Genomic DNA, 23,408 nt, shown 5'->3' on the forward strand with positions numbered 1-23,408 from the left:
TATTTTCGTTTATTACTAACTTCCCTCCAATATATTAACTGAATGGTAACAATTCCCGCTTATTTCATTTTAGCTATCCTAATGATAAGACAAGCTAAATTAGTACATCCCCTCGCGATATATACTCTTTGTTACGTGGCTTTACTTTCGTCGCGATATCCTCGATCTCATACTTGTGTACACAAATCGCGAACATTACTATTAACAACAAAGCCTTAACTCATCGCGTTATCGTCCACAAAATGCGATTGTAAAGATTTACTGCGTAACCTTAAAGCTTCATCACAAAGGTTAATTATAAAAAACCACTGTGAATCTCACATACAAAAATATTTCGTGACCTTTATCGCATTATTTATAATCTTGCTACATAGACACCGGTTAAATAAAAGATTTGCTACTAATTGCACCGATGTTGAATTCCAATCTACTTGTTCTAGACGAGATGTCAATACTGTTTTTAAGAACATGGTTTTATTATCAGTACTACTTAAAAATCATCGTTTTTTATTAGCTTGAATTGTGTTCTAAGTCATTACCTTAACGTGATAACCTTCAGTAGATCTGCCTAGAGTCGCGTCCACATTGAGTTTTTTTTATTCTGCGGTGGGGGACCGAATAAACAGCAGTACTATGACCTGTTTTTCCGTGTTAGTGTATTTTGAATAAATAGAAGCCGTTGCTAATATTTTTCAATAATTTACCCTTCAGTAATCAATCTGGCCTGCAATAGACGAAAATAATACCAACGTAAAGGTAATGCGATTGCCCCTGAGTTCCCACTTCCTTTAAAAGGAAATATGCTGATTACACCCCACTTTCATGCTTTAGTGATACTAACCCACTAAAACTTCACTTCTCTCGACATGCTCACTTAAACAAACCGGCACCTTCTATATTTTATTAATTTTAGGAATTGACTTAAATGAGTATAACAATATAAAAAATAGAGTGTTTTTTTATTTTTTTCATGCTTAACTTTAGTTCTATCTCAAAATCTGAGAGTAGAAAGAAAATTTAATATGATTATCGCTACTATCTAATATCTGCTATGAAGAAATTACACATATACTTTATCAGTTGAATGGTCACGATAGCGTCGTGCTATAGAGGCCAAGAAAACCGCAATGATATAGCAAGCCAGGCATAGGACTGTTTTTAACCACTGGCTAAGGTAACTAAAAGACACATAGATACTTTTTGGGGGATCACGCATGTTCGAAGACCAAGACACATCGATCCTCAATACCTATTTTGGTACTCATAGCCCTTTTTGGCGACTTGCTTTTGACAGCCAAGCTTTAGAGTTAGCTGCGATTAAAGGGGCGACCAATATTGCGATTCCCCTTAATTCAGTTCAAACAATGAAAATCCGCAGTTTAACCGGAGTTACTGCCAGTTTAGATGTAGAAATTGAGATTTATGGCCACCCACTCCATTTACACCTTGTCGGCCGAAAAATTAATGACAAAGAGTGGGGAGGAACAGCCTCTGCCTATGCTGATACTGAATCTGTCGCTCGCGATTTAGTGATGGGACTCTCCTTTGCAGAGCAGGTCGTTTCCGAAGCGAATTCAGTTATCGTTATTCTAGATAAAGATGGCTACGTCCAACGTTTTAATCACCTCAGCGAAGAATATACCGGCAAAAAAGAACAAGATGTTATTGGCAAAAATGTGTATGACTTGTTTATGACGGCCAAAGAGGGGGCGTCATCGCGGAAAAATATTGAAGGCTTCTTCCAACGTGGCGCATCTTATGAAGTTGAACGTTGGGTTAATACGGTAAAAGGGAAACGCCTCTTTTTATTCCGCAATAAATTTGTTCACAGCGGCAGTGGCAAAAATGAACGTTATCTCATCTGCTCTGGTACTGATATTACCAAAGAGAGGCGCGCCCAAGAGCGCCTCAGGATTTTAGCTAATACCGACATGATTACTGGCTTACCTAATCGCCATGCGATTCATGAACGGATTAATAGCGCGATCCAAACTCGCGGTGATACCTCGGTAGGAATTATTTACCTCGATCTCGATAACTTTAAAAAAGTGAATGACCATTACGGCCACATGTTTGGTGACCGGTTACTCAAAGATGTCTCGCTGGCGATTTTGAGTTGTTTAGAGGAAAACGAAATGCTGGCCCGGTTGGGCGGCGATGAGTTTATTGTGCTGGTCGAGAACTCCTGCCTGAATGAACTGGAGGCAACCACACAGCGTATTCTTAACCGTATGAAATCACCTTTTAGAGTGGGATTGATCGAGGTATATACCGGCTGCTCTATTGGCATTGCATTATGCCCTGAGCATGGCGATACGCTGGAAAATATTATCCGCAGTGCGGACACTGCCATGTACACCGCGAAAGAACATGGCAAACGAACTTATTCAATATTTTCGCAAGAGATGAATAAAAAAGTATCTGAATATGTGTGGCTAGATACTAATTTGCGTAAAGGTTTAGAACAGCATCAGCTACAAGTGTTTTACCAACCCAAAATATCCACGCAAACCGGTAAAGTACATAGTGTCGAAGCATTAGTCCGATGGCTATCGCCTGAGCGCGGCGTAATCGCGCCTCTAGAGTTTATCTCATATGCAGAAGAGTCTGGACTAATAGGGCCACTAGGTAAATGGGTTCTGCAAACGTCAATGCAGCAGGCAGTTGATTGGAAGAGTCGAGGAATTAATCTGCGGGTGGCAGTAAATGTCTCTGCCCGGCAATTAATTGACGAGGCGATCGTAACCAGTTTTATTGAATCTCTTGAAGCCAGCGAACTGGAATCTAGCTTAGTTGATGTGGAACTCACCGAAAGTTGCTTAATAGATGACGAAGATGCCGCTATTAACATCATGAAGCAGTTGCGCCACTTAGGGGCTCAAGTTCATTTGGATGATTTCGGTACAGGCTACTCTTCACTTTCTCAATTAGCGCGTATCCCAATTGATGCCATTAAGCTTGACCAAAGCTTTGTGCGCGGTATTGATAATAATCCTATTTCACAATCTCTGGTTCGGGCCATTATCGTTGTTGCCGAAGCCCTTAAAATGCGGGTTATTGCCGAAGGGGTAGAGACGACAGGAGAAGAGGAGTTTTTGGACTCTATTGGCATTGATGAAAAACAGGGATTTCTTTACGCTAAACCAATGCCCGCAGATGAACTGGAGCATTGGCTGGTAACACAGCACCCTCACCTTTTACTGGATTAGGTGCCAAAAACTATATTGCTTTTGGCATTGTCGAGGTATGGCGATCTTGTAGCATAACCAAACGTTCAATATAGGCAATATCTTTTGGCTCAATAGAGAATGCAGAATCAACCCAATCCTCAGTAATATCCATTAATTCAGAACGTGTTAATTGCAAAACACGCTGTCGGACTCTAATCATGGCTCTCATACCATTTAGCTTAGGTCTTATCGTGTCTATAAAGGTGCGAGTCGCAAGATACGCATCGCCCGGTTGAAATAATTTATCCACTAATCCACGGCTCTCATACCATTCAGCAGCATGGGGTTCGCCGGTCCAAATCAGCTGTTCAGCCACTCGCATTCCCGCTTTTCTCGCGACAAGCGAATAGCCCCCCATCCCAGGAAATAGATTAAAGGCAATCTCCGGAAAGCCCATTCTGGCGGTTGTTTGTGCTAGAACAAAATGATGGGCCAGTGCGGCTTCAAATCCCCCCCCTAACGCACTGCCCTCAATCATTGCAATAGATATTGCGCCAGTATCAAACCCGCGAGAAGCTGCATGAACACAATCTACACAAGCGCGTGCATAGGCCATTAATGCTTCACGTTTACGACTGCGAATCATTTGTGCAAAAAAGCTTAAATCACCTCCCACATTAAACATATTGGGCACAACTGAGCCGGTCACCCAAAAATCAAAAGGTAATTTTGACTCTTTAGCGGCCTGCGCCAACGTCATAATATTTTCAATTAACTCTAAGTTAAAACAGGGGCGCGGATGAGCACGCAACAACATCCACATGATATTGCGCTCTTCTTCATAATAAGCCGATATTTGAGATAAATGGCCGGCTTCGGTAAAAGGGCGGCAGCTAGGCAGATTAATCATATTCATATTCCATCCAATGAGTTAGTTGAACACAAAGAGTACTTTTTGAGCCTGAGCCTCCTTGGGGAAGCGCTAAACATGCCGCAATCGCGACAATTTAAGCTGGCAGATAAATAGTGAGCCACTCAATGAATAAATGATGGAAAAGTAGTAAAATTTTCAAATACCGGAATGTTTGGGATACAGCTATGCAATGCGTAGAATATATATTTTCAGGAGGGTTGAATTTCAGATGAAAAAAATCTGCTATTGCAGATAAAATGCTGACTGAATTTTATCCCTAACGGATTTCTTATGTTGCAAATTCTGCATTTTCTTCTGGCATTGATGACTATTGCAATACTGGCATTACTGGCATTACTGGCTAGCCGTGACCGAAAAAGCATTAAACTGCGTTATATTTTTCAATTACTGATTATAGAAATCGCACTCGCTTATTTCTTTTTACACTCAGAAAGTGGCTTGGGCGCGATCACGTATTTTGCTGGATTATTCGAAGTATTGATGAAATTTACCGCAGTCGGCACCAGTTTTGTTTTTGGTAACATGAATGAACAAGGATTAGCCTTTATATTCTTGAATGTTCTTTGCCCAATCATTTTCGTTTCCGCATTGATTGGTATTTTGCAGCATTTTCGCATATTACCACTCATCATCCGGGTGGTGGGTACGTTGCTGTCCAAAGTTAATGGGATGGGTAAATCAGAGATAAAAGGCCAAGCATTCGCACGGGAACTTCACTGCCAGAGCTTCACTGTTAGAAATTCACCACTAAAAATCGACGCACACACTGGTATCAACACGCATCACAGACTCTTGTGCAAACTGCTGTTTATAGCTGGAGCGCAGAGCTTCAATGTCAGCATCTTTATCATTTTTATGGACAAGCACCAACGCCTTGCTACTCTCGTTGGCTACACGGCCATCATCTCCTAACCATTGCCCTTTGGCATCAATGACGGTCAGATCCTCTTTAAAGCGACTAGTCACATCATTATCCACAAAAGAGTGCCATTCAGCTGTAGAAATAGCGGGGCCATGAGGGCGATTCAAACCGAAATAGAGTGTCGTTTGTGTCATCGGCTCACCTTTAATACAGACCGGAGATGAAACTTTCGCTGTTACTGTGTCGCTGTGGACAGCGCGATCAACACAACCACTCAGTAATACGCCGGCAGCAATCATGCCGGTAAACAATACAGCCCGATAGTGGAACCGATTAACACGCTTATCCATGAACAAATCTCACTGAAATAAAAGATAAAAACTAGCATCGGATAAAGAACTCTGCAATCAGACCTAGCGATTATAAAATCGGCTCACCAGCTCCCGCGCAGAACCTAAATAGCTAGCTTTTACCCTAGAAATATTAATGTTAAATAACTAACGACATGATTTTTTAGCTATATATATTAGGTAGATAATTAAAAAAATGATTAGATTAAGTAATCATAAATAAATGGCTTAGAAAATCTCAGTCGCGACAACCCACCTGAGTGAGTATTCTGCGGCCTTTTCAGCCCTTAAGAAATTTGACTCATTATGCTACTTAGTGTTCTTTATATCATTGGTATTACAGCCGAAGCCATGACTGGGGCGCTGGCTGCTGGCCGTCGTCAAATGGATATGTTTGGCGTCATTATCATTGCTTCTGCCACGGCAATCGGTGGCGGTTCGGTCAGAGATATGCTGTTGGGTCATTATCCACTCGGTTGGGTTAAGCACCCTGAATACATTGTGATTGTCGCTGTTGCCGCCATTGTGACAACCTGGATGGCGCCTTTAATGAAACACTTGCGCCACTTATTTCTCGTGCTTGATGCTATTGGGCTGATTGTTTTTTCCATTATTGGTGCACAAATTGCCCTTGATATGGGCCACAGCACAATTATTGCAGCCATTGCCGCGGTGATTACCGGTGTTTTTGGCGGTGTACTACGCGACATGTTTTGTAACTGTATCCCATTGGTGTTTCAAAAAGAGATCTATGCCGGTATCTCCTTTGCTGCTGCTTGGATCTACATTGCCCTGCAATACACACCGCTGTCCCATAACTGGGTGATTATCATTACCCTTATCACTGGGCTAAGTGCCCGATTGTTGGCATTAAGATTCCGCCTTGGTCTGCCCGTCTTCAAATATGAGCACTCAGAGCACTGAGTCAATGCCGCAAAGGCTTTACTCTTCGGGCTGGAACCCTACAACAGATTGTTTCGATAAGAAATCAGCCATCTCTTGCACCTCTGGGTGGTGTAAGAAATGATTAATCTGTTTCGCCCGCACCGGCCCGACACCCGGCATTAAGCGCCACTCAGCAATACTTTTTCGCTGTAAAGAGTGCCAGTGGCCATCACTGAATGCCATCAGTGGGAATCCCAACGCCTGTAACCACTGAGAAAATGGCTTCTGAGTTGTACGTTGAAATTGTTGATAAATACTCTCTGCTCGCTCACGACTTATCCCAGGAATATCAGTAAGTTGGTCTGGCGTTAGGGATAACCACCCGACCAGATCTTTGACAAGTCCATGGTGGATAAGCTCTCGCCAAAGCCCACCACTAATGTTGTGCATATTCAGCCCTTTCGGGCTACTGAGCCAGATCAAGCGAGATAAGAATTGTGGCTCGCACTCGTGCGGCAAATTACGAAAACAACTTAATTGATGAAATTTATCTTCATCTGGTGGGGTGAATTTATGGCGCTGGCTGACCCGCCAAACAACACTATCCAACCTTGGAATACTCTGTCCAGCTAGAGTAATGGTGACTTGATCTCCTGTAGTGATCTCCCATTGTCGCCAACGCGCAATGGAACCAATATTCACTCGCCGAATCCATTTATCATCAATTTTTACCGGCAAAACCTGCAAAACCACGGTGATTTTTCCGGTGCGACCAATCGTAAATTGTATATCTTTTATTTCCGTCATTTGCTGTTGTTGTGGGTATTTCCAAGCCACAGACCACGGCCCTGGAACGGCCTGCCAATAGCGTCCGGCTGGCTCCTCTTCCTGACGGATAACAATACCATCAGTCACAAAAGGCAGAGGGGTTTGATGCCAGCGCTCCCGCCACTGGGCAACATCCTTGGCTGAAGTGACAGGCTTGCTGTATTCCGCGGTCAAAGGGAAGCCCATTTCCTGCAATCGCATGTTTTTTTCCACCATGCTTTTCGGCCCATCAGGCCACGCCCAAATAAAAATGCCGAGTTGAGCCAGTAAAGGGGACGATGATTTGCGCATCAGCGCACCCGCGACTGAAGAGCGGGCATTCACACCGCCAAACTGAGCTTGTTTATGCCCTTCCATCTGTAGAAACAGCTCCCCTTGCAGCGTTAGTAAAGGGGGGGCAGAGGCAATAGAGTGAGGAATGGCAGCAATAAAAGAGGCTTTGTCGCTCCAGTTTTGGCCCTTCAATCCATCTCCTCGGCTGAGAAGTTGTATCAGCTTTCCGTTCTGGTAAACCAGCGTCACTGCAACGCCATCAACCTTGGGTTGTACCCAGAGTTTTTCTCGCCGCAACATCCAGTTAGCTACCTCAGCTTCACCTTTCAGTTTTTTTAATCCGGTATGAGCAACAGGATGAGAAAACTTCCCGTGACCCGGTACTCCTTTACTTTCCGTGCTGTCAGACTGGCCACCGCAGGCCTGCCATCCCTGTAATTTAACCTGCAATTGATCGTAAATATCATCCTCAAGCAGGCTAACCCCCTGTTGATGATATGCCGCATCCCATTTATCCAACTGCTTTTGCAGGGAATTGACCTCAATAGACACTCTTTCTACTGACCACTCTGGGCAACCAGATACCGCACAGGCCCCCCAGCTCATAAAGCCAACCATCAGCAAGCTTAGTATTTGTATATTCGACATATTCATAACCCCCCTTTCCTTGGCGGTAGGCAGTAAACCCTGAAATGTCTTATTCGTCGAAGGCCAAAATTGTTAAATGCGCGGGCTGCCGAACAATACTTTTATATTTACTGTAACAGCTCGAAATTACGCTATCCTTCCCGCAAAATCAGAAAATCGGGCTGTTTATAGACAAAACATTCGAGTGAAATGCGTTGTAACGCTGCATCACGGGTAGCAGCCGTGTATACTGTGCGGAGATTCACACTTCTGCTTTCTATATATCAACCTAATCAACTGAAACGTCATCATGGTCCAAGGCACGCTATATATTGTTTCCGCGCCCAGTGGCGCAGGGAAATCAAGCCTGATTCAGGCTTTGTTAAAAACACAACCGTTGTACGACACGCAGGTTTCTATTTCCCATACCACGCGTGCTAAGCGTCCGGGTGAGAATCACGGTGAGCATTACTTTTTCGTCGCTGAAGAAGAGTTTTGCCAGATGATTGATGACGACGCTTTTCTTGAGCATGCCAAGGTTTTTGAAAACTACTACGGCACCTCACGTTTGGCGATTGAGCAGGTTCTCGCAACCGGGGTTGATGTATTTTTAGATATCGACTGGCAAGGCGCGCAACAAATTCGCGCAAAAATGCCAACCGCGCGCAGTATTTTTATTTTGCCTCCCTCTAAAGAAGAGTTGGATCGCCGCTTACGTGGCCGTGGGCAAGATAGCGAAGAGGTTATTGCAAAGCGTATGGCGCAAGCTGTCGCCGAGATGGCCCATTACGCAGAGTATGATTATTTAATCGTAAATGATGATTTCAATCTGGCATTATCTGATCTGAAAACCATTATTCGCGCAGAACGACTGCGTTTAGGCCGCCAGAAACAGCGGCATGACGCTTTAATCAGCAAATTATTGGCAGACTGAACAGAGTTTCAGTATCATGCCCAGTCATTTCGTCACCTGTGGAGTAGCAGAATTATGGCACGCGTAACTGTTCAAGACGCTGTAGAGAAAATTGGTAACCGTTTTGACCTGGTGTTGGTCGCTGCTCGTCGGGCACGTCAAATCCAGTCCGGCGGCAAAGACGCACTGGTTCCAGAAGAGAACGATAAAGTTACTGTGATTGCGCTGCGCGAAATTGAAGAAGGTCTGATTACTAATCAGATTCTCGATGTTCGTGAACGCCAAGAGCAGCAAGAGCAGGAAGCCGCAGAGATCCAAGCGGTTACCGCGATTGCTGAAGGTCGTCGTTAATTAGACTGCGAGTCTGCCTTGTACCTGTTTGAAAGCCTGAATCTGCTGATTCAACGTTACCTGCCAGAGGAGCAGATTAAGCGCCTCAAACAGGCATATCTTGTTGCACGTGATGCTCACGAGGGTCAGACACGCTCCAGCGGTGAGCCTTATATCACTCACCCGGTTGCTGTGGCCTGTATTCTCGCGGAGATGCGGCTCGATTACGAAACCTTAATGGCGGCGTTATTACATGACGTCATTGAAGACACCCCTGCCACATATCAAGATATGGAGCAGTTGTTTGGGAAAAGCGTAGCCGAGCTGGTCGAGGGTGTATCTAAACTCGATAAGCTGAATTTTCGTGATAAGAAAGAAGCCCAGGCGGAAAACTTCCGCAAAATGATCATGGCGATGGTGCAGGATATCCGCGTCATTTTGATCAAACTGGCTGACCGCACACATAACATGCGAACGCTGGGTTCATTACGCCCAGATAAACGTCGCCGCATTGCCCGCGAAACCCTTGAAATATACAGCCCACTGGCCCATCGGCTGGGTATTCACCATTTAAAAACCGAGCTGGAAGAACTGGGTTTTGAAGCGCTCTACCCGAATCGCTATCGCGTCATCAAAGAAGTGGTGAAAGCCGCGCGCGGTAACCGCAAAGAGATGATTCAGAAAATCCTGGCGGAGATAGAAGGACGTCTGACTGAGGCGGGAATTCCTTGCCGGGTCAGTGGCCGTGAGAAGCACCTCTATTCTATCTATTGCAAGATGAACCTGAAAGAGCAGCGCTTTCACTCCATCATGGACATCTATGCGTTCCGGGTTATCGTCAAAGAAGTCGATACTTGCTACCGCGTGCTGGGTCAGGCTCACAGCCTGTACAAACCGCGCCCTGGTCGAGTAAAAGACTATATTGCCATCCCTAAAGCTAACGGCTATCAATCGCTGCATACCTCATTAATCGGTCCTCATGGAGTGCCGGTTGAGGTGCAAATCCGTACTGAAGATATGGATCAGATGGCCGAAATGGGGGTTGCTGCACACTGGGCTTATAAAGAGCAGGGCGAATCCGGCACCACCGCACAAATCCGCGCTCAGCGCTGGATGCAGAGTTTGCTGGAGTTACAGCAAAGTGCGGGCAGCTCATTTGAATTTATTGAAAGCGTGAAGTCTGATCTCTTCCCTGATGAGATTTATGTTTTCACCCCGGAAGGTCGCATTGTTGAGCTACCTGCCGGTGCGACACCTGTCGACTTTGCCTATGCCGTGCATACCGATATCGGTCATGCCTGCGTCGGTGCCCGTGTTGACCGCCAGCCCTACCCGCTTTCTCAACCCCTAAGCAGTGGTCAAACGGTTGAGATCATTACCGCGCCGGGTGCGCGGCCAAATGCCGCCTGGCTGAATTTTGTTGTCAGTTCAAAAGCGCGCGCCAAAATTCGTCAGTTACTGAAAAACCTGAAGCGCGATGAGTCGGTGAGCCTTGGCCGTCGGTTACTGAATCATGCATTAGGCAATGGCCGTAAACTGGCTGATATTTCTGAAGAAAATATCAAACGTGAACTAGAGCGCATGAAGCTGGCGACGCTGGATGATTTGCTGGCTGAAATTGGTCTTGGCAATGCGATGAGTGTGGTGGTGGCTAAAAACCTGTTGGGTGACCCATCCACACTGGCGACCTCCGGCACCCGCAATCTGGCCATCAAAGGCGCAGATGGCGTATTGATCACTTTCGCCAAGTGCTGCCGTCCAATTCCAGGTGACCCCATTATTGCCCATATTAGTCCGGGTAAGGGGTTGGTCATCCATCACGAATCTTGTCGTAACATCCGTGGCTACCAAAAAGAGCCTGAGAAGTTTATGGCGGTCGAGTGGGATCAAGAGACTGAGCAAGAGTTTATCGCTGAAATTAAAGTCGATATGTTCAACCAACAAGGTGCGCTGGCAAATCTCACGGCGGCAATTAATGCAGCCGAATCAAATATTCAGAGTCTAAATACCGAAGAGAAAGATGGTCGGGTATACAGCGCATTTATTCGCCTGACCACCCGTGACCGGGTCCATCTGGCTAACATTATGCGTAAAATTCGTATTATGCCGGATGTGGTTAAAGTCAGCCGAAACCGTAATTAACGCCGATGAATCCTCAACGCTATGCGCGGATTTGTGAAATGCTTGCGACCAGACAGCCGGATCTGACGGTCTGTCTGGAGCAAGTACATAAGCCCCATAATGTATCCGCTATCATTCGCACAGCTGATGCTGTCGGTATCCATCAAGTCCATGCCATTTGGCCCACCACCGAAATGTATACGCGGCTCTCTTCTGCCGCCGGTAGCAACAGCTGGGTACAGGTCAAAACACATCCCCATATCACTGATGCCATTGCCCATTTGAAATCGCAGGGTATGCAAATACTGGCGACACATTTATCTGATAAGGCAGTAGATTTTCGCGAAATCGACTATACCCGCCCAACCTGTATCTTGATGGGACAGGAGAAAACCGGTATCTCTGAAGAGGCGTTGGCGCTAGCAGATCAAGACATCATTATTCCGATGATTGGCATGGTGCAATCTCTCAACGTTTCCGTCGCTTCCGCACTCATTTTATATGAAGCCCAACGGCAGCGGCAAAACGCGGGCATGTATCAGCGGGTGCAGAGTGTTCTGCCACCGGCTGAGCAACAGCGGCTTTTGTTTGAGGGTGGTTACCCAGTGTTGGCGCAAGTTGCCAAGCGAAAAGGGCTTCCTCAGCCCCATATCGATGAGCAGGGCCAGATTATTGCTGATCCGCAATGGTGGTCTGCCATGCAATCCACGGAGTCTTAAATGAAAGGCCGCCTACTGGATGCCGTACCCCTAAGTACACTTTCCGGTGTTGGCGCAAGTCAGGCTGGAAAACTGGCTAAAATGGGTCTGGAAACCATCCAAGACCTGCTGCTTCACCTCCCGCTACGTTATGAAGATCGCACTCAGCTGTACCGTATTGGCGATCTACTGCCCGGTCTTTCGGTGACCGTCGAAGGTGAAGTTCTGCGTTCCGATATCACTTTTGGCCGCCGCCGCATGATGACCTGCCAAATCAGCGACGGCAGCGGTGTTCTTACCCTGCGCTTTTTTAACTTCAATGCCGCGATGAAAAACAGCCTGTCGCCGGGCAAGCATGTCATTGCCTATGGCGAAGCTAAACGGGGGATTACTGGCCCGGAAATCATTCACCCTGAATATAGGGTGCATGGCGAGAATATTGGCGTTGAATTGCAGGAGTCGCTGACCCCAGTTTATCCCACCACTGAGGGCATTCGTCAGGCAACACTACGCAAACTTATCGATCAGGCGCTGGCGATGCTGGATACCTGTGTTATTGCTGAATTATTGCCGATTGAACTCAGCCGCTCGCTCATTAGCTTGCCGGAGGCCATTCATACTCTGCATCGCCCACCAGCGGATATTCAGCTGGCCGATTTAGAGAAGGGAAAACACCCCGCGCAGCGGCGGCTAATTATGGAGGAACTACTGGCCCATAATCTCAGCATGTTGGCGGTCAGAGCTGGGGCGCAAAGTTATCGGGCACTGTCGTTGTTGCCGGAAGAGCAGCTTAAGCAACGTTTTCTGGCCGCGCTGCCGTTCACACCAACCCGCGCACAACAGCGGGTGGTGGCGGAAATAGAGCAAGATATGACGCACAATTTCCCGATGATGCGACTGATTCAAGGGGATGTTGGCTCGGGAAAAACAGTCGTTGCCGCGCTGGCAGCGCTGCGCGCCATTGCTTACGGTAAACAAGTTGCATTGATGGCCCCCACTGAATTACTGGCAGAGCAACATGCCAATACCTTCCGCCAATGGCTGGAGCCATTGGGTTTGGAGGTGGGTTGGCTGGCGGGGAAGCAAAAAGGCAAAGCGCGATTAGCGCAGCAAGCAGCTGTCGCCAGTGGTCAGGTTTCGATGGTTGTCGGCACTCACGCGATGTTTCAGGAGCAGGTGAAATTTTCTGGATTGGCGCTGGTTATTATTGATGAACAGCATCGTTTCGGCGTTCATCAGCGGCTCGCACTCTGGGAAAAGGGCGAGGAGCAAGGCTTTCACCCACATCAGCTGATTATGACGGCGACCCCTATTCCGCGCACCTTGGCGATGACCGCCTATGCGGATCTTGATACTTCAGTGATTGATGAGTTGCCTCCCGGTAGGACACCGGTCACGACTGTCGCCATCCCTGATACCCGCCGCAGTGATGTAATTTCGCGGGTTAAAAATGCCTGTCTGGGAGAGGGCCGTCAAGCCTACTGGGTCTGTACTCTGATTGAAGAGTCTGAGTTGCTGGAGGCGCAGGCCGCTGAGGTGACCTGTGAAGAGCTGAAAATTGCCCTGCCAGAGATTAACGTCGGCTTGGTGCATGGGCGCATGAAAGGCCCAGAAAAACAGGCGGTTATGCTGGCATTTAAGCAGGGTGAGTTGCAGCTATTGGTCGCTACCACGGTCATTGAAGTTGGGGTGGATGTGCCGAATGCTAGCCTGATGATCATCGACAACCCAGAGCGTTTGGGGTTAGCGCAATTACACCAGTTACGTGGCCGCGTCGGCCGTGGTGCTGTCGCGTCCCACTGCGTGTTGCTCTACAAAACACCACTCAGCAAAACCGCCCAGATGCGTTTACAAGTGCTGCGCGACAGTAATGATGGCTTCGTTATTGCTCAGCGAGACTTAGAGATCCGTGGCCCCGGCGAGTTATTGGGTACACGGCAGACGGGGAGTGCTGAGTTTAAAGTGGCTGATTTACTGCGTGATCAGGCGATGATCCCAGAAGTACAGCGGGTCGCTCGCCATCTGCATCAGCAGTATCCCGAACACGCGCGGGCATTGATTGAGCGGTGGTTGCCGGAGCGGACGCGTTATACCAATGCATAATTCCGGGCAGACAAATTCCCCCCTTTAGACTGCTGACAAACCCCGACGACTCGATCGGGAATGGTGAGGACAGGCGGAAGAGTAAAGCATCCGCGCCAGGGATGGCACGGCTCGAGCCTCCAGGGATGGATTAACGGCGTCTTTACGATCTGCCAGTTCTCTCCGCCACGGGCACATTGTCATTAACCTCAGGGGCAGGTAAAGCTGCCCCCCAAGCCCCCTATCCGATTGCCGCCGGGAAGATTGGCAGTAACAGATAGAGCTTAATCACAATCACATTAACGATATCAATAAAGAACGCGCCAACCATCGGCACTACCAGGAAGGCTAAATGCGATGGGCCAAAGCGGTCAGTAATTGCCTGCATATTGGCAATCGCGGTCGGTGTCGCGCCTAAACCAAAACCACAATGCCCTGCCGCCAATACTGCCGCATCATAGTTTTTCCCCATCACCCGATAAGTGACAAAGATAGCGTACAGCGCCATCGCCAATGCCTGCGCCGACAGAATTACCAACATCGGCAGAGCCAATGAGGCCAGCTCCCAAAGTTTTAGGCTCATCAACGCCATCGCCAAAAACAGTGACAAACTGACGTTGCCCAGCACCGATACTGCGCGATCAAAAACTTTATAAAAACCTATCGTCGACAGTGTGTTACTGAGAATGACCCCGACAAATAACACGCAGACGAAAGTGGGCAGCTCAAACATCGTGCCCTCTAACAAGCTAGAGATCAGGCGGCCCGCCATCAGGCAAATGGCAATCATGGCGATAGTTTCGACCAATACCAGCGAGGTAATCATGCGGCCAGCTGAAGGTTTTTCGAAGGCGGAAGGCACCTCGCTATCCTCTGGTGTGCCATCTGGCGTAGAGGAGTGTTTTACCAGATAACGGGCAACCGGCCCGCCAATCAGCCCACCGAGCACCAAGCCGAAAGTCGCACAAGCCATGGCAACTTCAGTTGCATTTTCAAAGCCATAGCGCTCAACGAACACTTTACTCCACGCCGCACCCGTACCATGTCCGCCCGATAGGGTAATGGAGCCCGCCAATAGCCCCATCAAGGGGTCTAGCCCCATCAGCTTAGCGAGGGCAACACCAATGGCGTTTTGCACCAGCAGCAAACCGACAACCACAAAGACAAACACACTCAGGACCTTGCCGCCAGCACGTAGGCTCGCCAAATTGGCGTTCAGACCGATAGTTGCGAAGAATGCCAGCATCAAGGGATCTTTCAGCGACATATCAAAACTGATTTCCCAACCAAGGGTCTTTTGCATCAGCAACATCATAAATGCCACAAGCAAACCACCGGCGACCGGTTCAGGAATGGTGTATTTCTTCAGGAAAGGGACAGTTTGTACGAGTTTACGGCCTAACAATAAAACCAAACAGGCCGCGACTAGCGTGCCATAGGTATCGAGATGCAACATCTTGGTACTCCATGCGATTAAAATATCGAATAAAAATATGACGTTAGACAGTTCCTTAATAAACGCCAAAGCCGTTAAGGAGGGATTAGAAAAAAAAACACCGCTAATTACAAGTTTTAGTCGTTAAAAATGCAGGGTAACGCCGGATATAAATATTTAAAAAAATGCAGCGCAACCGATTGCTTTTGTGAGGCGGATCATTAAAATGCCCTCTTTGCCGATCAGGGTATCCCACTCCATGTCTACGCAATCCGCCGAACTTGATACGCCACAGCAAGTCACCACTCGCCCTAGCGAATTGATTTATCGTTTAGAAGACCGCCCGCCACTAGCACAAACACTGTTTGCCGCCTGTCAGCACTTATTGGCGATGTTTGTCGCGGTAATTACCCCTGGCCTGCTGATTTGTCAGGCGCTCGGATTACCGGCGGAAGATACCCAGCGCATTATCAGCATGTCCCTGTTCGCGTCCGGGCTGGCATCGCTGCTGCAAATTAAGACCTGGGGGCCGGTGGGCTCTGGCCTGTTATCAATTCAAGGCACCAGTTTTAACTTTGTTTCTCCACTGATCATGGGTGGGTTAGCGCTGAAAAATGGGGGTGCGGATATCCCAACCATGATGGCGGCACTATTCGGCACTCTGATGGTGGCCTCCTGCACCGAAATTATCCTCTCCCGCTTCCTGCATCTGGCACGCCGTATTATCACTCCGCTGGTCTCCGGTATTGTGGTGATGATTATCGGCCTGTCATTGATTCAAGTTGGGCTGACATCTATTGGTGGCGGTTATGGCGCGATGAGCGACCATACATTCGGCGCACCGAAAAATCTGCTATTGGCGGGAGCCGTCCTGGTGGTGATTATTCTGCTGAACCGCCAGCGCAACCCCTATCTGCGCGTCGCCTCGTTAGTGATCGCTATGGCCGTGGGCTACCTGCTGGCCTGGTCGCTGGGTATGCTGCCGGAAAGCCGTCCGGTGGTAGACACCGCGCTTATCACCATTCCAACACCGCTCTATTATGGGTTATCTTTTGACTGGAACTTGCTGGTGCCGCTGATGCTGATCTTTATGGTGACCTCGCTGGAAACCATCGGCGATATCACGGCCACCTCAGATGTCTCAGAGCAACCGGTTCATGGCCCACTGTATATGAAGCGCCTAAAGGGCGGCGTATTGGCGAATGGCTTGAACTCCATGCTATCAGCCGTGTTCAACACCTTCCCTAACTCCTGTTTCGGTCAGAACAATGGGGTGATTCAGTTGACCGGTGTTGCCAGCCGCTATGTCGGTTTTGTGGTGGCGCTGATGCTGATTGTGCTGGGCTTGTTCCCCGCCGTTGCTGGGTTTGTGCAGCATATCCCTGAACCAGTGCTGGGGGGAGCGACCCTGGTGATGTTCGGCACCATTGCCGCCTCTGGCGTGCGCATCGTGTCGCGCGAAACCCTTAACCGCCGCGCCATTATGATTATGGCGCTGTCATTGGCGGTTGGTATGGGTGTGGCACAACAGCCATTGATCCTGCAATTTGCTCCTGATTGGATCAAAACCCTGCTCTCTTCTGGGATTGCTGCCGGTGGTATTACTGCCATCGTCCTTAACCTACTCTTCCCACAAGAAAAATAATCCTCGCACTAACACGTCACTGAAATGGCCGGTAGTAAACGATACCGGCCATTTTTTATGCCTTGATAACCGATTGTCTATTGAGCTAATGGAAGATTTGCGGCATAAACAGGGTTCCGTATACCGACAGGCGTGAATTGACCAGATGAAATTTCTCGGGAAAGTGCTGCTAACGTTATTACTGCTCTTGGTGCTATCCGTCGTGCTCTGCTACGTATTGCTCCAAACCAGTTGGGCCGCCGGATGGCTGAGCCGTTGGGTCAGTGATAACAGCGAATATCGCCTCTCTCTGGGGAAAATAGATCACTCATGGTCCACCCCTGGGCAAATCAGTGTTAAGGATGTCACGCTAGGACGCGCCAATCAGCCGCCCTTCCTTATTACCCAGCAGGGAATCATTGGCCTGAGCTGGCGGCAGCTGACGGAGCCTCGCCATCTTCTCAGTCTGAATTTGCAAAATGGCAGTTTGACCCTCAACAACAGCACAGCGCCATTACCTTTGCAGACGGATACCTTGCAATTAACCAATATGGCGCTGAATACCACTATTGAGCCAAAAAACTCAGCGGGCCAATGGAAAGTGACTGGCCAGCAAGTCACGGGTGGGTTAGTACCCTGGCAGCCCTTGGCGGGCAATAGTTTGGGCGAAAATGCCCAATTTCAGTTCAGTGCCGGCTCTTTAGCGGTCAATGGCATCGCGGCACAAAAACTCTATGTGCAGGGCTCGATACAGAAAAATGCGCTGACACTGACCACTTTCGGTGCCGATATCGCGCAAGGGGAATTAACCGGTAGTGCCAGCCAATCCGCCGATGGCAGTTGGATGGTTGATCGCCTGCGCCTAAGTAATATTCGCCTGCAAACCCCCGCGACCGTTGATGATATTTGGAATACCTTCCTAAAACTGCCGCCAATTACACTCAAACGCTTTGACTTAATTGATGCGCGGGTCGAAGGGAATAACTGGGCATTTAATGATTTAGATCTGACGCTAAAAAATATCACCTTTAAGCAGGGCGATTGGCAAAGTGATGATGGTGAACTCTCCTTCAATGCGGGGGATATAATTAAAGGTAATATTCATCTGATTGACCCAATCGCCACATTTGCTTTATCTCCTACTGGCGTGGCAATTAATCAGTTCTCCACCCGCTGGCAGGATGGGCTGCTAAGAACACAGGGGCAGTGGGTGCGTGATACCCGCCGTTTGCAGCTGAATGAGCTGACACTGGTGGCGCTGGTCTATACCCTCCCTGCCGATTGGAAGCAGCAATGGCAACAAACGCTGCCAAACTGGTTGTCTGAGGTCTACATTGGCAAGCTAAGCGGCAGCCGTAACTTGTTGATTGATATCAGCCCTAACTTCCCATTCCAGATTACCTCGCTGGATGCCGCTGGTACTGACTTACTGTTAGCTAAAAATCATCAATGGGGCCTGTGGTCGGGGTCACTGATATTGAATGCCGGCAACGCGACCTTCAATAAAAACGACATTCGCCGCCCATCACTAGCGCTCAGCGCCAATGAACAACAAATCACCTTTAGTGATTTAAGCGCCTTTACCAAAGAGGGGTTACTGGAGGCCACCGCCAGCATTGATCAAACACCTGCCAGAGCTTTTTCACTGGGGCTAACTGGCCGCTCTGTTGAGTTGGATATTCTGCAAAACTGGGGCTGGCCAGCATTGCCACTGCAAGGGCTGGGCAATTTGAAGTTGCAGATAAAAGGTAGTTTGGCGGCAGATACTGCGCTAAAACCAACTGTTAATGGCTCCCTACAGGCCACTGACAGCCATGGGCAGCAGGTTAATCAAATCATGCAGCATGGCGAGGTGCATAGCGCAGCGGGTCAATAAGCGGGCTTACCGAGCGGCAAAATAGTACCGGCTCGGTTCGCTTAAACTCTCCGATTACGTCAAAGTGGGAACGTAATCGGTAACTGCTGGGCTGACCATTACAATAATGGGAAAGAACCTGAAGACTCAAAGAAGCTCTGTGGAACATAATTACTAATTTTATTCTCATAGCAATACTCAATGATCTGCCGCTTGCTGGTGACACCCGCCTTCTTATAGATGCTTTGGGTGATATTGCAGACAGTCCTGGATGATAAAAATAGCTTTTTAGCGATCTCTGGGCTGGAGAAGGCATGTAAAAGATAGAACAGCACCTCCCACTCTCTTTTGGTAAATAAATCTGAGGGCGGGGTGAATGCTAATGATGTAGGGATTTTTATTTTAGTTAGGTGGGTTAATAAAGTTTCGGTCACTGGCTTGGCATGTAAAATAACGCCTTGAGAAATTCCATTTTTATCTATTAATGGATATTTATCAAAAAAATAGGGCGTAAAATAGTAAAACCCATCAAGTAGATGGATTTCTACTGATGTGGTTCTATCCTGCAATAACTCGACCCGACGATCTTGCCGCTGAAATTCATCCTGAAACTCTGCAGTGGGTGAAGGGATTTCGCCATCTAATCGCCCTTCCATACTATATTTATCCGGTAAGTCTAATAATTTATGATATCTAGGATTTGCATAAATAAATCTGGATTGATTATCTTTTACTCCCCAAGGATCAGAACTGTGTTCCCAAAATCGAATTAACATCTCAAGTGAGTCAGTTAGCGATTTATCCATTACGTCCCCCTCTTCATCACATGATAAATTTCCTTACATTAATGGGAAAGAACCTGAGTACTCAAAGAAACTCTGCGGAACATAATTACTAATTTTATTCTCATAGCAATACTCAATTATCTGCCGCTTGCTGGTGACACCCGCTTTCTTATAAATACTTTGGGTGATATTGCAGACAGTCCTGGGTGATAAAAATAGTTTTTTAGCAATCTCTGGGCTGGAGAAGGCATGTAAAAGATAGAACAGCACCTCCCACTCTCTTTTGGTAAATAAATCTGAGGGCGGGGTGAATGCTAATGATGTAGGGATTTTTATTTTAGTTAGGCGGGTTAATATGGTGTCAGTTACCGGTTTCCCATGAAAAATAACTCCCTGCGATAGACCATTTTCATCAATTAATGGATATTTATCGCAGAAATAAGGTTGAAGATAGGAGCGCCCATCGTATGGGTGTATATCAACCATTGTAATACGATCCTGCAATAATTCCACCTGCCGATCTTGTCGCTGAAATTCATCCTGAAATTCTGCGGTAGATGAAGGAGTTTCGCCATCTAAGCGCCCTTCCATACTATATTTATCCGGTAAGTCTAATAATTTATGATATCTAGGATTTGCATAAATAAATCTGGATTGATTATCTTTTACTCCCCAAGGATCAGAACTGTGCTCCCAAAATCGAATTAACATCTCAAGTGAATCAGTTAGCGATTTATCCATTACATCCCCCTCTTCATCACATAATAAATTTCCTTACATTAATGGGAAAGATCCGGAGTACTCAAAGAAGCTCTGCGGAACATAATTACTAATTTTATTCTCATAGCAATACTCAATGATCTGCCGCTTGCTGGTGACACCCGCTTTCTTATAAATACTTTGGGTGATATTGCAGACAGTCCTAGGTGATAAAAATAGTTTTTTAGCAATCTCGGGGCTGGTGTAAGCATGTAAAAGATAGAACAGCACTTCCCACTCTCTTTTGGTAAAAAAATCAGAAGGTGGGGTGAATGTCAGTGATGTAGGTGCCTTAATTTTACTTAAATGCCTTAATACTATATCTTGCACCGATCTTACATGAAAGATAGTACCCTGAACTGTACCCTCTTTATCAATTAATGGGTACTTATCACAAAAATTAGGCATTAAATAAGAAAGTCCATCCCATGCATGTATTTCAACAGTTGTAATACGGTCGTGTAATAACTCCACTTGACGGTCATGTGCCTGGAATTCAAATTGAAAATCTGCTGTTGGTGAAGGAAGCTCGCCATCTAACCGCCCTTCAAGACAATATTTATCAGGTAAACTTAATAATTTATGATGCCTGGCATTTGAATAAATGAATCTTGACTGATTATCTCTTATACCCCAAGGATCAGAACTGTGTTCCCAAAATCGAATTAACATCTCAAGTGAGTCAGTTAGCGATTTATCCATTACATCCTCCTCTTCATCACATGATAAATTTCCTTACATTAATGGGAAAGATCCAGAGTACTCAAAGAAGCTCTGCGGAACATAATTACTGATTTTATTCTCATAGCAATACTCAATGATCTGCCGCTTGCTGGTGACACCCGCTTTCTTATAGATACTTTGGGTGATATTGCAAACTGTCCTGGGTGATAAAAATAGCTTTTTAGCAATCTCGGGGCTGGTGTAAGCATGTAAAAGATAGAACAACACCTCCCACTCTCTTTTGGTAAAAAAATCTGAAGGCGGGGTAAATATAAGCGAAGTGGGGACTTTTATTTTAGTTAAACGGGTTAATATGGTGTCAGTCACTGGCCTTCCATGAAAAACAGTACCTTGGGACACTCCATCTTCATTGATTAATGGATATTTATCACAAAAATAAGGCTTAAAATAGGGGAGTCCATCATGACAATGTATCTCAACTGATGTGATGCGTTCCTGTGATAATTCCACCTGACGATCATGTTTCTGAAATTCATCTTGAAACTCTGATACAGATGAGGGCATTTCACCATCTAACCGTCCTTCTACATTGTATTTATCAGGCAAATTTACTACTTTGTTGAACCTGGGGTTTGCATAAATAAACTTGGATTGATTATCTTTTATTGCCCAAGGTTCAGAACTGTGTTCCCAAAATCGAATTAACATCTCAAGTGAGTCAGTTAGCGATTTATCCATTACGTCCCCCTCTTCATCACATGATAAATTTCATTACATTAATGGGAAAGAACCTGAGTACTCAAAGAAGCTCTGCGGAACATAATTATTAATTTTATTCTCATAGCAATACTCAATGATCTGCCGCTTGCTGGTGACACCCGCTTTCTTATAGATACTTTGGGTGATATTGCAAACTGTCCTGGGTGATAAAAATAGCTTTTTAGCAATCTCGGGGCTGGTGTAAGCATGTAAAAGATAGAACAACACCTCCCACTCTCTTTTGGTAAATAAGTCTGAGGGCGGGGTGAATGCTAATGATGTGGGAATTTTTATTTTAGTTAGACGGGTTAACATGGTGTCAGTTACCGGTTTTCCATGAAAAATAACCCCCTGCGATAAGCCATTTTCATCAATTAATGGGTATTTATCGCAGAAATAAGGTTGGAAATAGGAGCGCCCATCGAATAAGTGTATCTCAACTGTTGTAATGCGATCTTGTAATAATTCTACCTGCCGATCATGTGCCTGCCACTCATCCTGAAATTCTGAAACGGGTGAAGGAAGCTCGCCATCTAATCGGCCTTCCATAGTAAAGCCAGCAGGCAAATTATATAACCTATGTAACCTAGGATTTGTATAAATGAATCTGGATTGATTATCCTTTACCCCCCAAGGTTCTGAACTATGTTCCCAAAATCGAATTAGCATCTCCAGTGATTGAGATAGTTTTTTCTCCATTAAGTTACTCCTCCTAAGCTGAATTTATCCTTACAATAATGGGAAAGAACCTGAAGATTCAAAGAAGCTCTGCGGAACATAATTATTAATTTTATTCTCATAGCAATACTCAATGATCTGCTGCTTGCTGGTGACACCCGCTTTCTTATAGATACTTTGAGTAATATTACAGACTGTCCTGGCCGATAAAAATAATCTTTTAGCAATCTCTGGGCTGGAGTAGGCATGTAAAAGATAGAACAGCACCTCCCACTCTCTTTTTGAGAAATTCTCTGATGGTGGTGTAAATGTAAGTGAAGTCGGAATTTTTATCTTATTTAAGTGTGTTAATATTATATTTTGTACCGGTCTTGCGTGGAAAATAAGGCCTTGGGCGACACCATTCTCGTCGATTAATGGATACTTATCACAAAAATAAGGCTGAAAATAGGTGCGTTGTTCAAATGCATGTATTTCAATGGTTGTTGCGCGTTCTTGCGATAATATTGCCTGGCGATCATGTGCCTGAAACTCAGTCTGAAACGCAGCGGTTGGTGCAGGTAATTCCCCATCTAACCGCCCTTCAACATTAAACTTATTAGGTAAACCTAGTAACTTACCAAATCTATCATTTGCATAGATAAATATTGATTGATTATCTTTCACCCCCCAAGCTTCTGAACTATTCTTCCAAAATGGGATTAACATTTTAAGTGAGGCTAATAGTGTTCTATCCATGATTTATCCTCTTATGTT

19 protein-coding genes and 1 pseudogene are annotated in these 23,408 nt (G+C 46.3%); 10 read left to right on the plus strand and 10 right to left on the minus strand.

Going from position 1 to position 23,408, the window contains the following annotated elements:
- Positions 1 to 1,214: 1,214 nt before the first annotated feature.
- Entirely contained in the window at positions 1,215 to 3,209 is a 1,995-nt protein-coding gene (gene pdeR, locus AACW11_RS08510; protein ID WP_212586462.1) for a cyclic di-GMP phosphodiesterase, read from the plus strand.
- A gap of 10 nt (positions 3,210 to 3,219) precedes the next feature.
- Here the strand turns inward: pdeR and AACW11_RS08515 are convergent, their stop codons facing one another.
- Positions 3,220 to 4,086 carry a crotonase/enoyl-CoA hydratase family protein gene (locus tag AACW11_RS08515; RefSeq protein ID WP_212586463.1) on the minus strand — a complete coding sequence of 289 codons (867 nt, stop codon included), beginning with the start codon at positions 4,084 to 4,086 and terminating at the stop codon, positions 3,220 to 3,222.
- A 288-nt stretch (positions 4,087 to 4,374) separates the two neighbouring features.
- Here AACW11_RS08515 and AACW11_RS08520 point away from each other — a divergent pair.
- Positions 4,375 to 4,788: pseudogene (locus AACW11_RS08520) on the plus strand (Na+ dependent nucleoside transporter N-terminal domain-containing protein); the annotation flags it as partial.
- Between the two features lie 63 nt (positions 4,789 to 4,851).
- Here the strand turns inward: AACW11_RS08520 and AACW11_RS08525 are convergent.
- Positions 4,852 to 5,316, minus strand: a complete 465-nt coding sequence (locus AACW11_RS08525; RefSeq protein WP_212586464.1) for a DUF3574 domain-containing protein — start codon at positions 5,314 to 5,316, stop codon at positions 4,852 to 4,854.
- Positions 5,317 to 5,622: 306 nt separating this feature from the next.
- Between AACW11_RS08525 and AACW11_RS08530 the strand changes: the two genes are divergently transcribed.
- Positions 5,623 to 6,240, plus strand: a complete 618-nt coding sequence (locus AACW11_RS08530; protein WP_004875507.1) for a trimeric intracellular cation channel family protein — start codon at positions 5,623 to 5,625, stop codon at positions 6,238 to 6,240.
- Between the two features lie 18 nt (positions 6,241 to 6,258).
- On the opposite strand, the gene ligB is transcribed toward AACW11_RS08530, so the two are convergent.
- Positions 6,259 to 7,956, minus strand: coding sequence for an NAD-dependent DNA ligase LigB (ligB, locus tag AACW11_RS08535; RefSeq protein ID WP_212586465.1), 1,698 nt, complete (start codon positions 7,954 to 7,956; stop codon positions 6,259 to 6,261).
- Positions 7,957 to 8,239: 283 nt separating this feature from the next.
- On the opposite strand from ligB, the gene gmk reads away from it, so the two are divergent.
- The 5 genes from gmk to recG are packed head-to-tail and all read left to right on the plus strand — an operon-like array spanning position 8,240 to position 14,094.
- Positions 8,240 to 8,863: a guanylate kinase gene (gmk, locus tag AACW11_RS08540; RefSeq protein ID WP_057649131.1), complete on the plus strand. Its 624-nt coding sequence runs from the start codon at positions 8,240 to 8,242 to the stop codon at positions 8,861 to 8,863.
- 54 nt (positions 8,864 to 8,917) lie between these two features.
- Entirely contained in the window at positions 8,918 to 9,193 is a 276-nt protein-coding gene (gene rpoZ / locus AACW11_RS08545; RefSeq protein WP_004392061.1) for a DNA-directed RNA polymerase subunit omega, read from the plus strand.
- Positions 9,194 to 9,211: 18 nt separating this feature from the next.
- Complete coding sequence (gene spoT / locus AACW11_RS08550) at positions 9,212 to 11,314, plus strand: bifunctional GTP diphosphokinase/guanosine-3',5'-bis pyrophosphate 3'-pyrophosphohydrolase (RefSeq protein ID WP_049602823.1); 2,103 nt, start codon at positions 9,212 to 9,214, stop codon at positions 11,312 to 11,314.
- Positions 11,315 to 11,319: 5 nt separating this feature from the next.
- On the plus strand, positions 11,320 to 12,012 hold the full coding sequence (gene trmH, locus AACW11_RS08555; protein WP_212586466.1) for a tRNA (guanosine(18)-2'-O)-methyltransferase TrmH: 693 nt from the start codon (positions 11,320 to 11,322) through the stop codon (positions 12,010 to 12,012).
- Positions 12,013 to 14,094, plus strand: coding sequence for an ATP-dependent DNA helicase RecG (gene recG / locus AACW11_RS08560; RefSeq protein ID WP_212586467.1), 2,082 nt, complete (start codon positions 12,013 to 12,015; stop codon positions 14,092 to 14,094).
- A 220-nt stretch (positions 14,095 to 14,314) separates the two neighbouring features.
- Here the strand turns inward: recG and gltS are convergent, their stop codons facing one another.
- Positions 14,315 to 15,529, minus strand: coding sequence for a sodium/glutamate symporter (gene gltS / locus AACW11_RS08565; protein ID WP_212586468.1), 1,215 nt, complete (start codon positions 15,527 to 15,529; stop codon positions 14,315 to 14,317).
- Between the two features lie 238 nt (positions 15,530 to 15,767).
- Between gltS and AACW11_RS08570 the strand changes: the two genes are divergently transcribed.
- Together AACW11_RS08570 and AACW11_RS08575 are read left to right on the plus strand one after the other, a co-directional pair.
- Positions 15,768 to 17,153, plus strand: a complete 1,386-nt coding sequence (locus tag AACW11_RS08570; RefSeq protein ID WP_005273766.1) for a uracil-xanthine permease family protein — start codon at positions 15,768 to 15,770, stop codon at positions 17,151 to 17,153.
- 145 nt (positions 17,154 to 17,298) lie between these two features.
- Complete coding sequence (locus AACW11_RS08575) at positions 17,299 to 19,008, plus strand: AsmA family protein (RefSeq protein ID WP_212586469.1); 1,710 nt, start codon at positions 17,299 to 17,301, stop codon at positions 19,006 to 19,008.
- A 98-nt stretch (positions 19,009 to 19,106) separates the two neighbouring features.
- On the opposite strand, the gene AACW11_RS08580 is transcribed toward AACW11_RS08575, so the two are convergent.
- Genes AACW11_RS08580 through AACW11_RS08605 form a run of 6 tightly spaced genes read right to left on the minus strand, consistent with a single transcriptional unit; the run spans position 19,107 to position 23,390 of the window.
- Positions 19,107 to 19,793, minus strand: a complete 687-nt coding sequence (locus AACW11_RS08580; protein WP_212586470.1) for a helix-turn-helix transcriptional regulator — start codon at positions 19,791 to 19,793, stop codon at positions 19,107 to 19,109.
- Between the two features lie 33 nt (positions 19,794 to 19,826).
- Positions 19,827 to 20,513 carry a helix-turn-helix transcriptional regulator gene (locus AACW11_RS08585; RefSeq protein ID WP_212586471.1) on the minus strand — a complete coding sequence of 229 codons (687 nt, stop codon included), beginning with the start codon at positions 20,511 to 20,513 and terminating at the stop codon, positions 19,827 to 19,829.
- Between the two features lie 33 nt (positions 20,514 to 20,546).
- The gene (locus tag AACW11_RS08590) at positions 20,547 to 21,233 is read right to left on the minus strand and encodes a helix-turn-helix transcriptional regulator (RefSeq protein WP_212586472.1); all 687 of its coding nucleotides are present in this window, start codon (positions 21,231 to 21,233) and stop codon (positions 20,547 to 20,549) included.
- Positions 21,234 to 21,266: 33 nt separating this feature from the next.
- Entirely contained in the window at positions 21,267 to 21,953 is a 687-nt protein-coding gene (locus tag AACW11_RS08595) for a helix-turn-helix transcriptional regulator (protein ID WP_212586473.1), read from the minus strand.
- 33 nt (positions 21,954 to 21,986) lie between these two features.
- The gene (locus tag AACW11_RS08600; protein ID WP_212586474.1) at positions 21,987 to 22,673 is read right to left on the minus strand and encodes a helix-turn-helix transcriptional regulator; all 687 of its coding nucleotides are present in this window, start codon (positions 22,671 to 22,673) and stop codon (positions 21,987 to 21,989) included.
- A gap of 30 nt (positions 22,674 to 22,703) precedes the next feature.
- A complete protein-coding gene (locus AACW11_RS08605; RefSeq protein ID WP_212586475.1) occupies positions 22,704 to 23,390 on the minus strand; it encodes a helix-turn-helix transcriptional regulator in 687 nt (228 codons plus the stop codon).
- Between the last annotated feature and the right edge of the window lie 18 nt (positions 23,391 to 23,408).

The organism is Yersinia sp. Marseille-Q3913, from assembly GCF_963892745.1.
Lineage (GTDB): Bacteria > Pseudomonadota > Gammaproteobacteria > Enterobacterales > Enterobacteriaceae > Yersinia > Yersinia bercovieri.

Coding starts and splice junctions, on each gene's coding strand:
- pdeR (WP_212586462.1), top strand. CDS start 1,215: ATGTTCGAAGACCAAGACACATCGATCCTCAATACCTATTTTGGTACT.
- AACW11_RS08515 (WP_212586463.1), bottom strand. CDS start 4,086: ATGAATATGATTAATCTGCCTAGCTGCCGCCCTTTTACCGAAGCCGGC.
- AACW11_RS08525 (WP_212586464.1), bottom strand. CDS start 5,316: ATGGATAAGCGTGTTAATCGGTTCCACTATCGGGCTGTATTGTTTACC.
- AACW11_RS08530 (WP_004875507.1), top strand. CDS start 5,623: ATGCTACTTAGTGTTCTTTATATCATTGGTATTACAGCCGAAGCCATG.
- ligB (WP_212586465.1), bottom strand. CDS start 7,956: ATGAATATGTCGAATATACAAATACTAAGCTTGCTGATGGTTGGCTTT.
- gmk (WP_057649131.1), top strand. CDS start 8,240: ATGGTCCAAGGCACGCTATATATTGTTTCCGCGCCCAGTGGCGCAGGG.
- rpoZ (WP_004392061.1), top strand. CDS start 8,918: ATGGCACGCGTAACTGTTCAAGACGCTGTAGAGAAAATTGGTAACCGT.
- trmH (WP_212586466.1), top strand. CDS start 11,320: ATGAATCCTCAACGCTATGCGCGGATTTGTGAAATGCTTGCGACCAGA.
- recG (WP_212586467.1), top strand. CDS start 12,013: ATGAAAGGCCGCCTACTGGATGCCGTACCCCTAAGTACACTTTCCGGT.
- gltS (WP_212586468.1), bottom strand. CDS start 15,529: ATGTTGCATCTCGATACCTATGGCACGCTAGTCGCGGCCTGTTTGGTT.
- AACW11_RS08570 (WP_005273766.1), top strand. CDS start 15,768: ATGTCTACGCAATCCGCCGAACTTGATACGCCACAGCAAGTCACCACT.
- AACW11_RS08575 (WP_212586469.1), top strand. CDS start 17,299: ATGAAATTTCTCGGGAAAGTGCTGCTAACGTTATTACTGCTCTTGGTG.
- AACW11_RS08580 (WP_212586470.1), bottom strand. CDS start 19,793: ATGGATAAATCGCTAACTGACTCACTTGAGATGTTAATTCGATTTTGG.
- AACW11_RS08585 (WP_212586471.1), bottom strand. CDS start 20,513: ATGGATAAATCGCTAACTGATTCACTTGAGATGTTAATTCGATTTTGG.
- AACW11_RS08590 (WP_212586472.1), bottom strand. CDS start 21,233: ATGGATAAATCGCTAACTGACTCACTTGAGATGTTAATTCGATTTTGG.
- AACW11_RS08595 (WP_212586473.1), bottom strand. CDS start 21,953: ATGGATAAATCGCTAACTGACTCACTTGAGATGTTAATTCGATTTTGG.
- AACW11_RS08600 (WP_212586474.1), bottom strand. CDS start 22,673: ATGGAGAAAAAACTATCTCAATCACTGGAGATGCTAATTCGATTTTGG.
- AACW11_RS08605 (WP_212586475.1), bottom strand. CDS start 23,390: ATGGATAGAACACTATTAGCCTCACTTAAAATGTTAATCCCATTTTGG.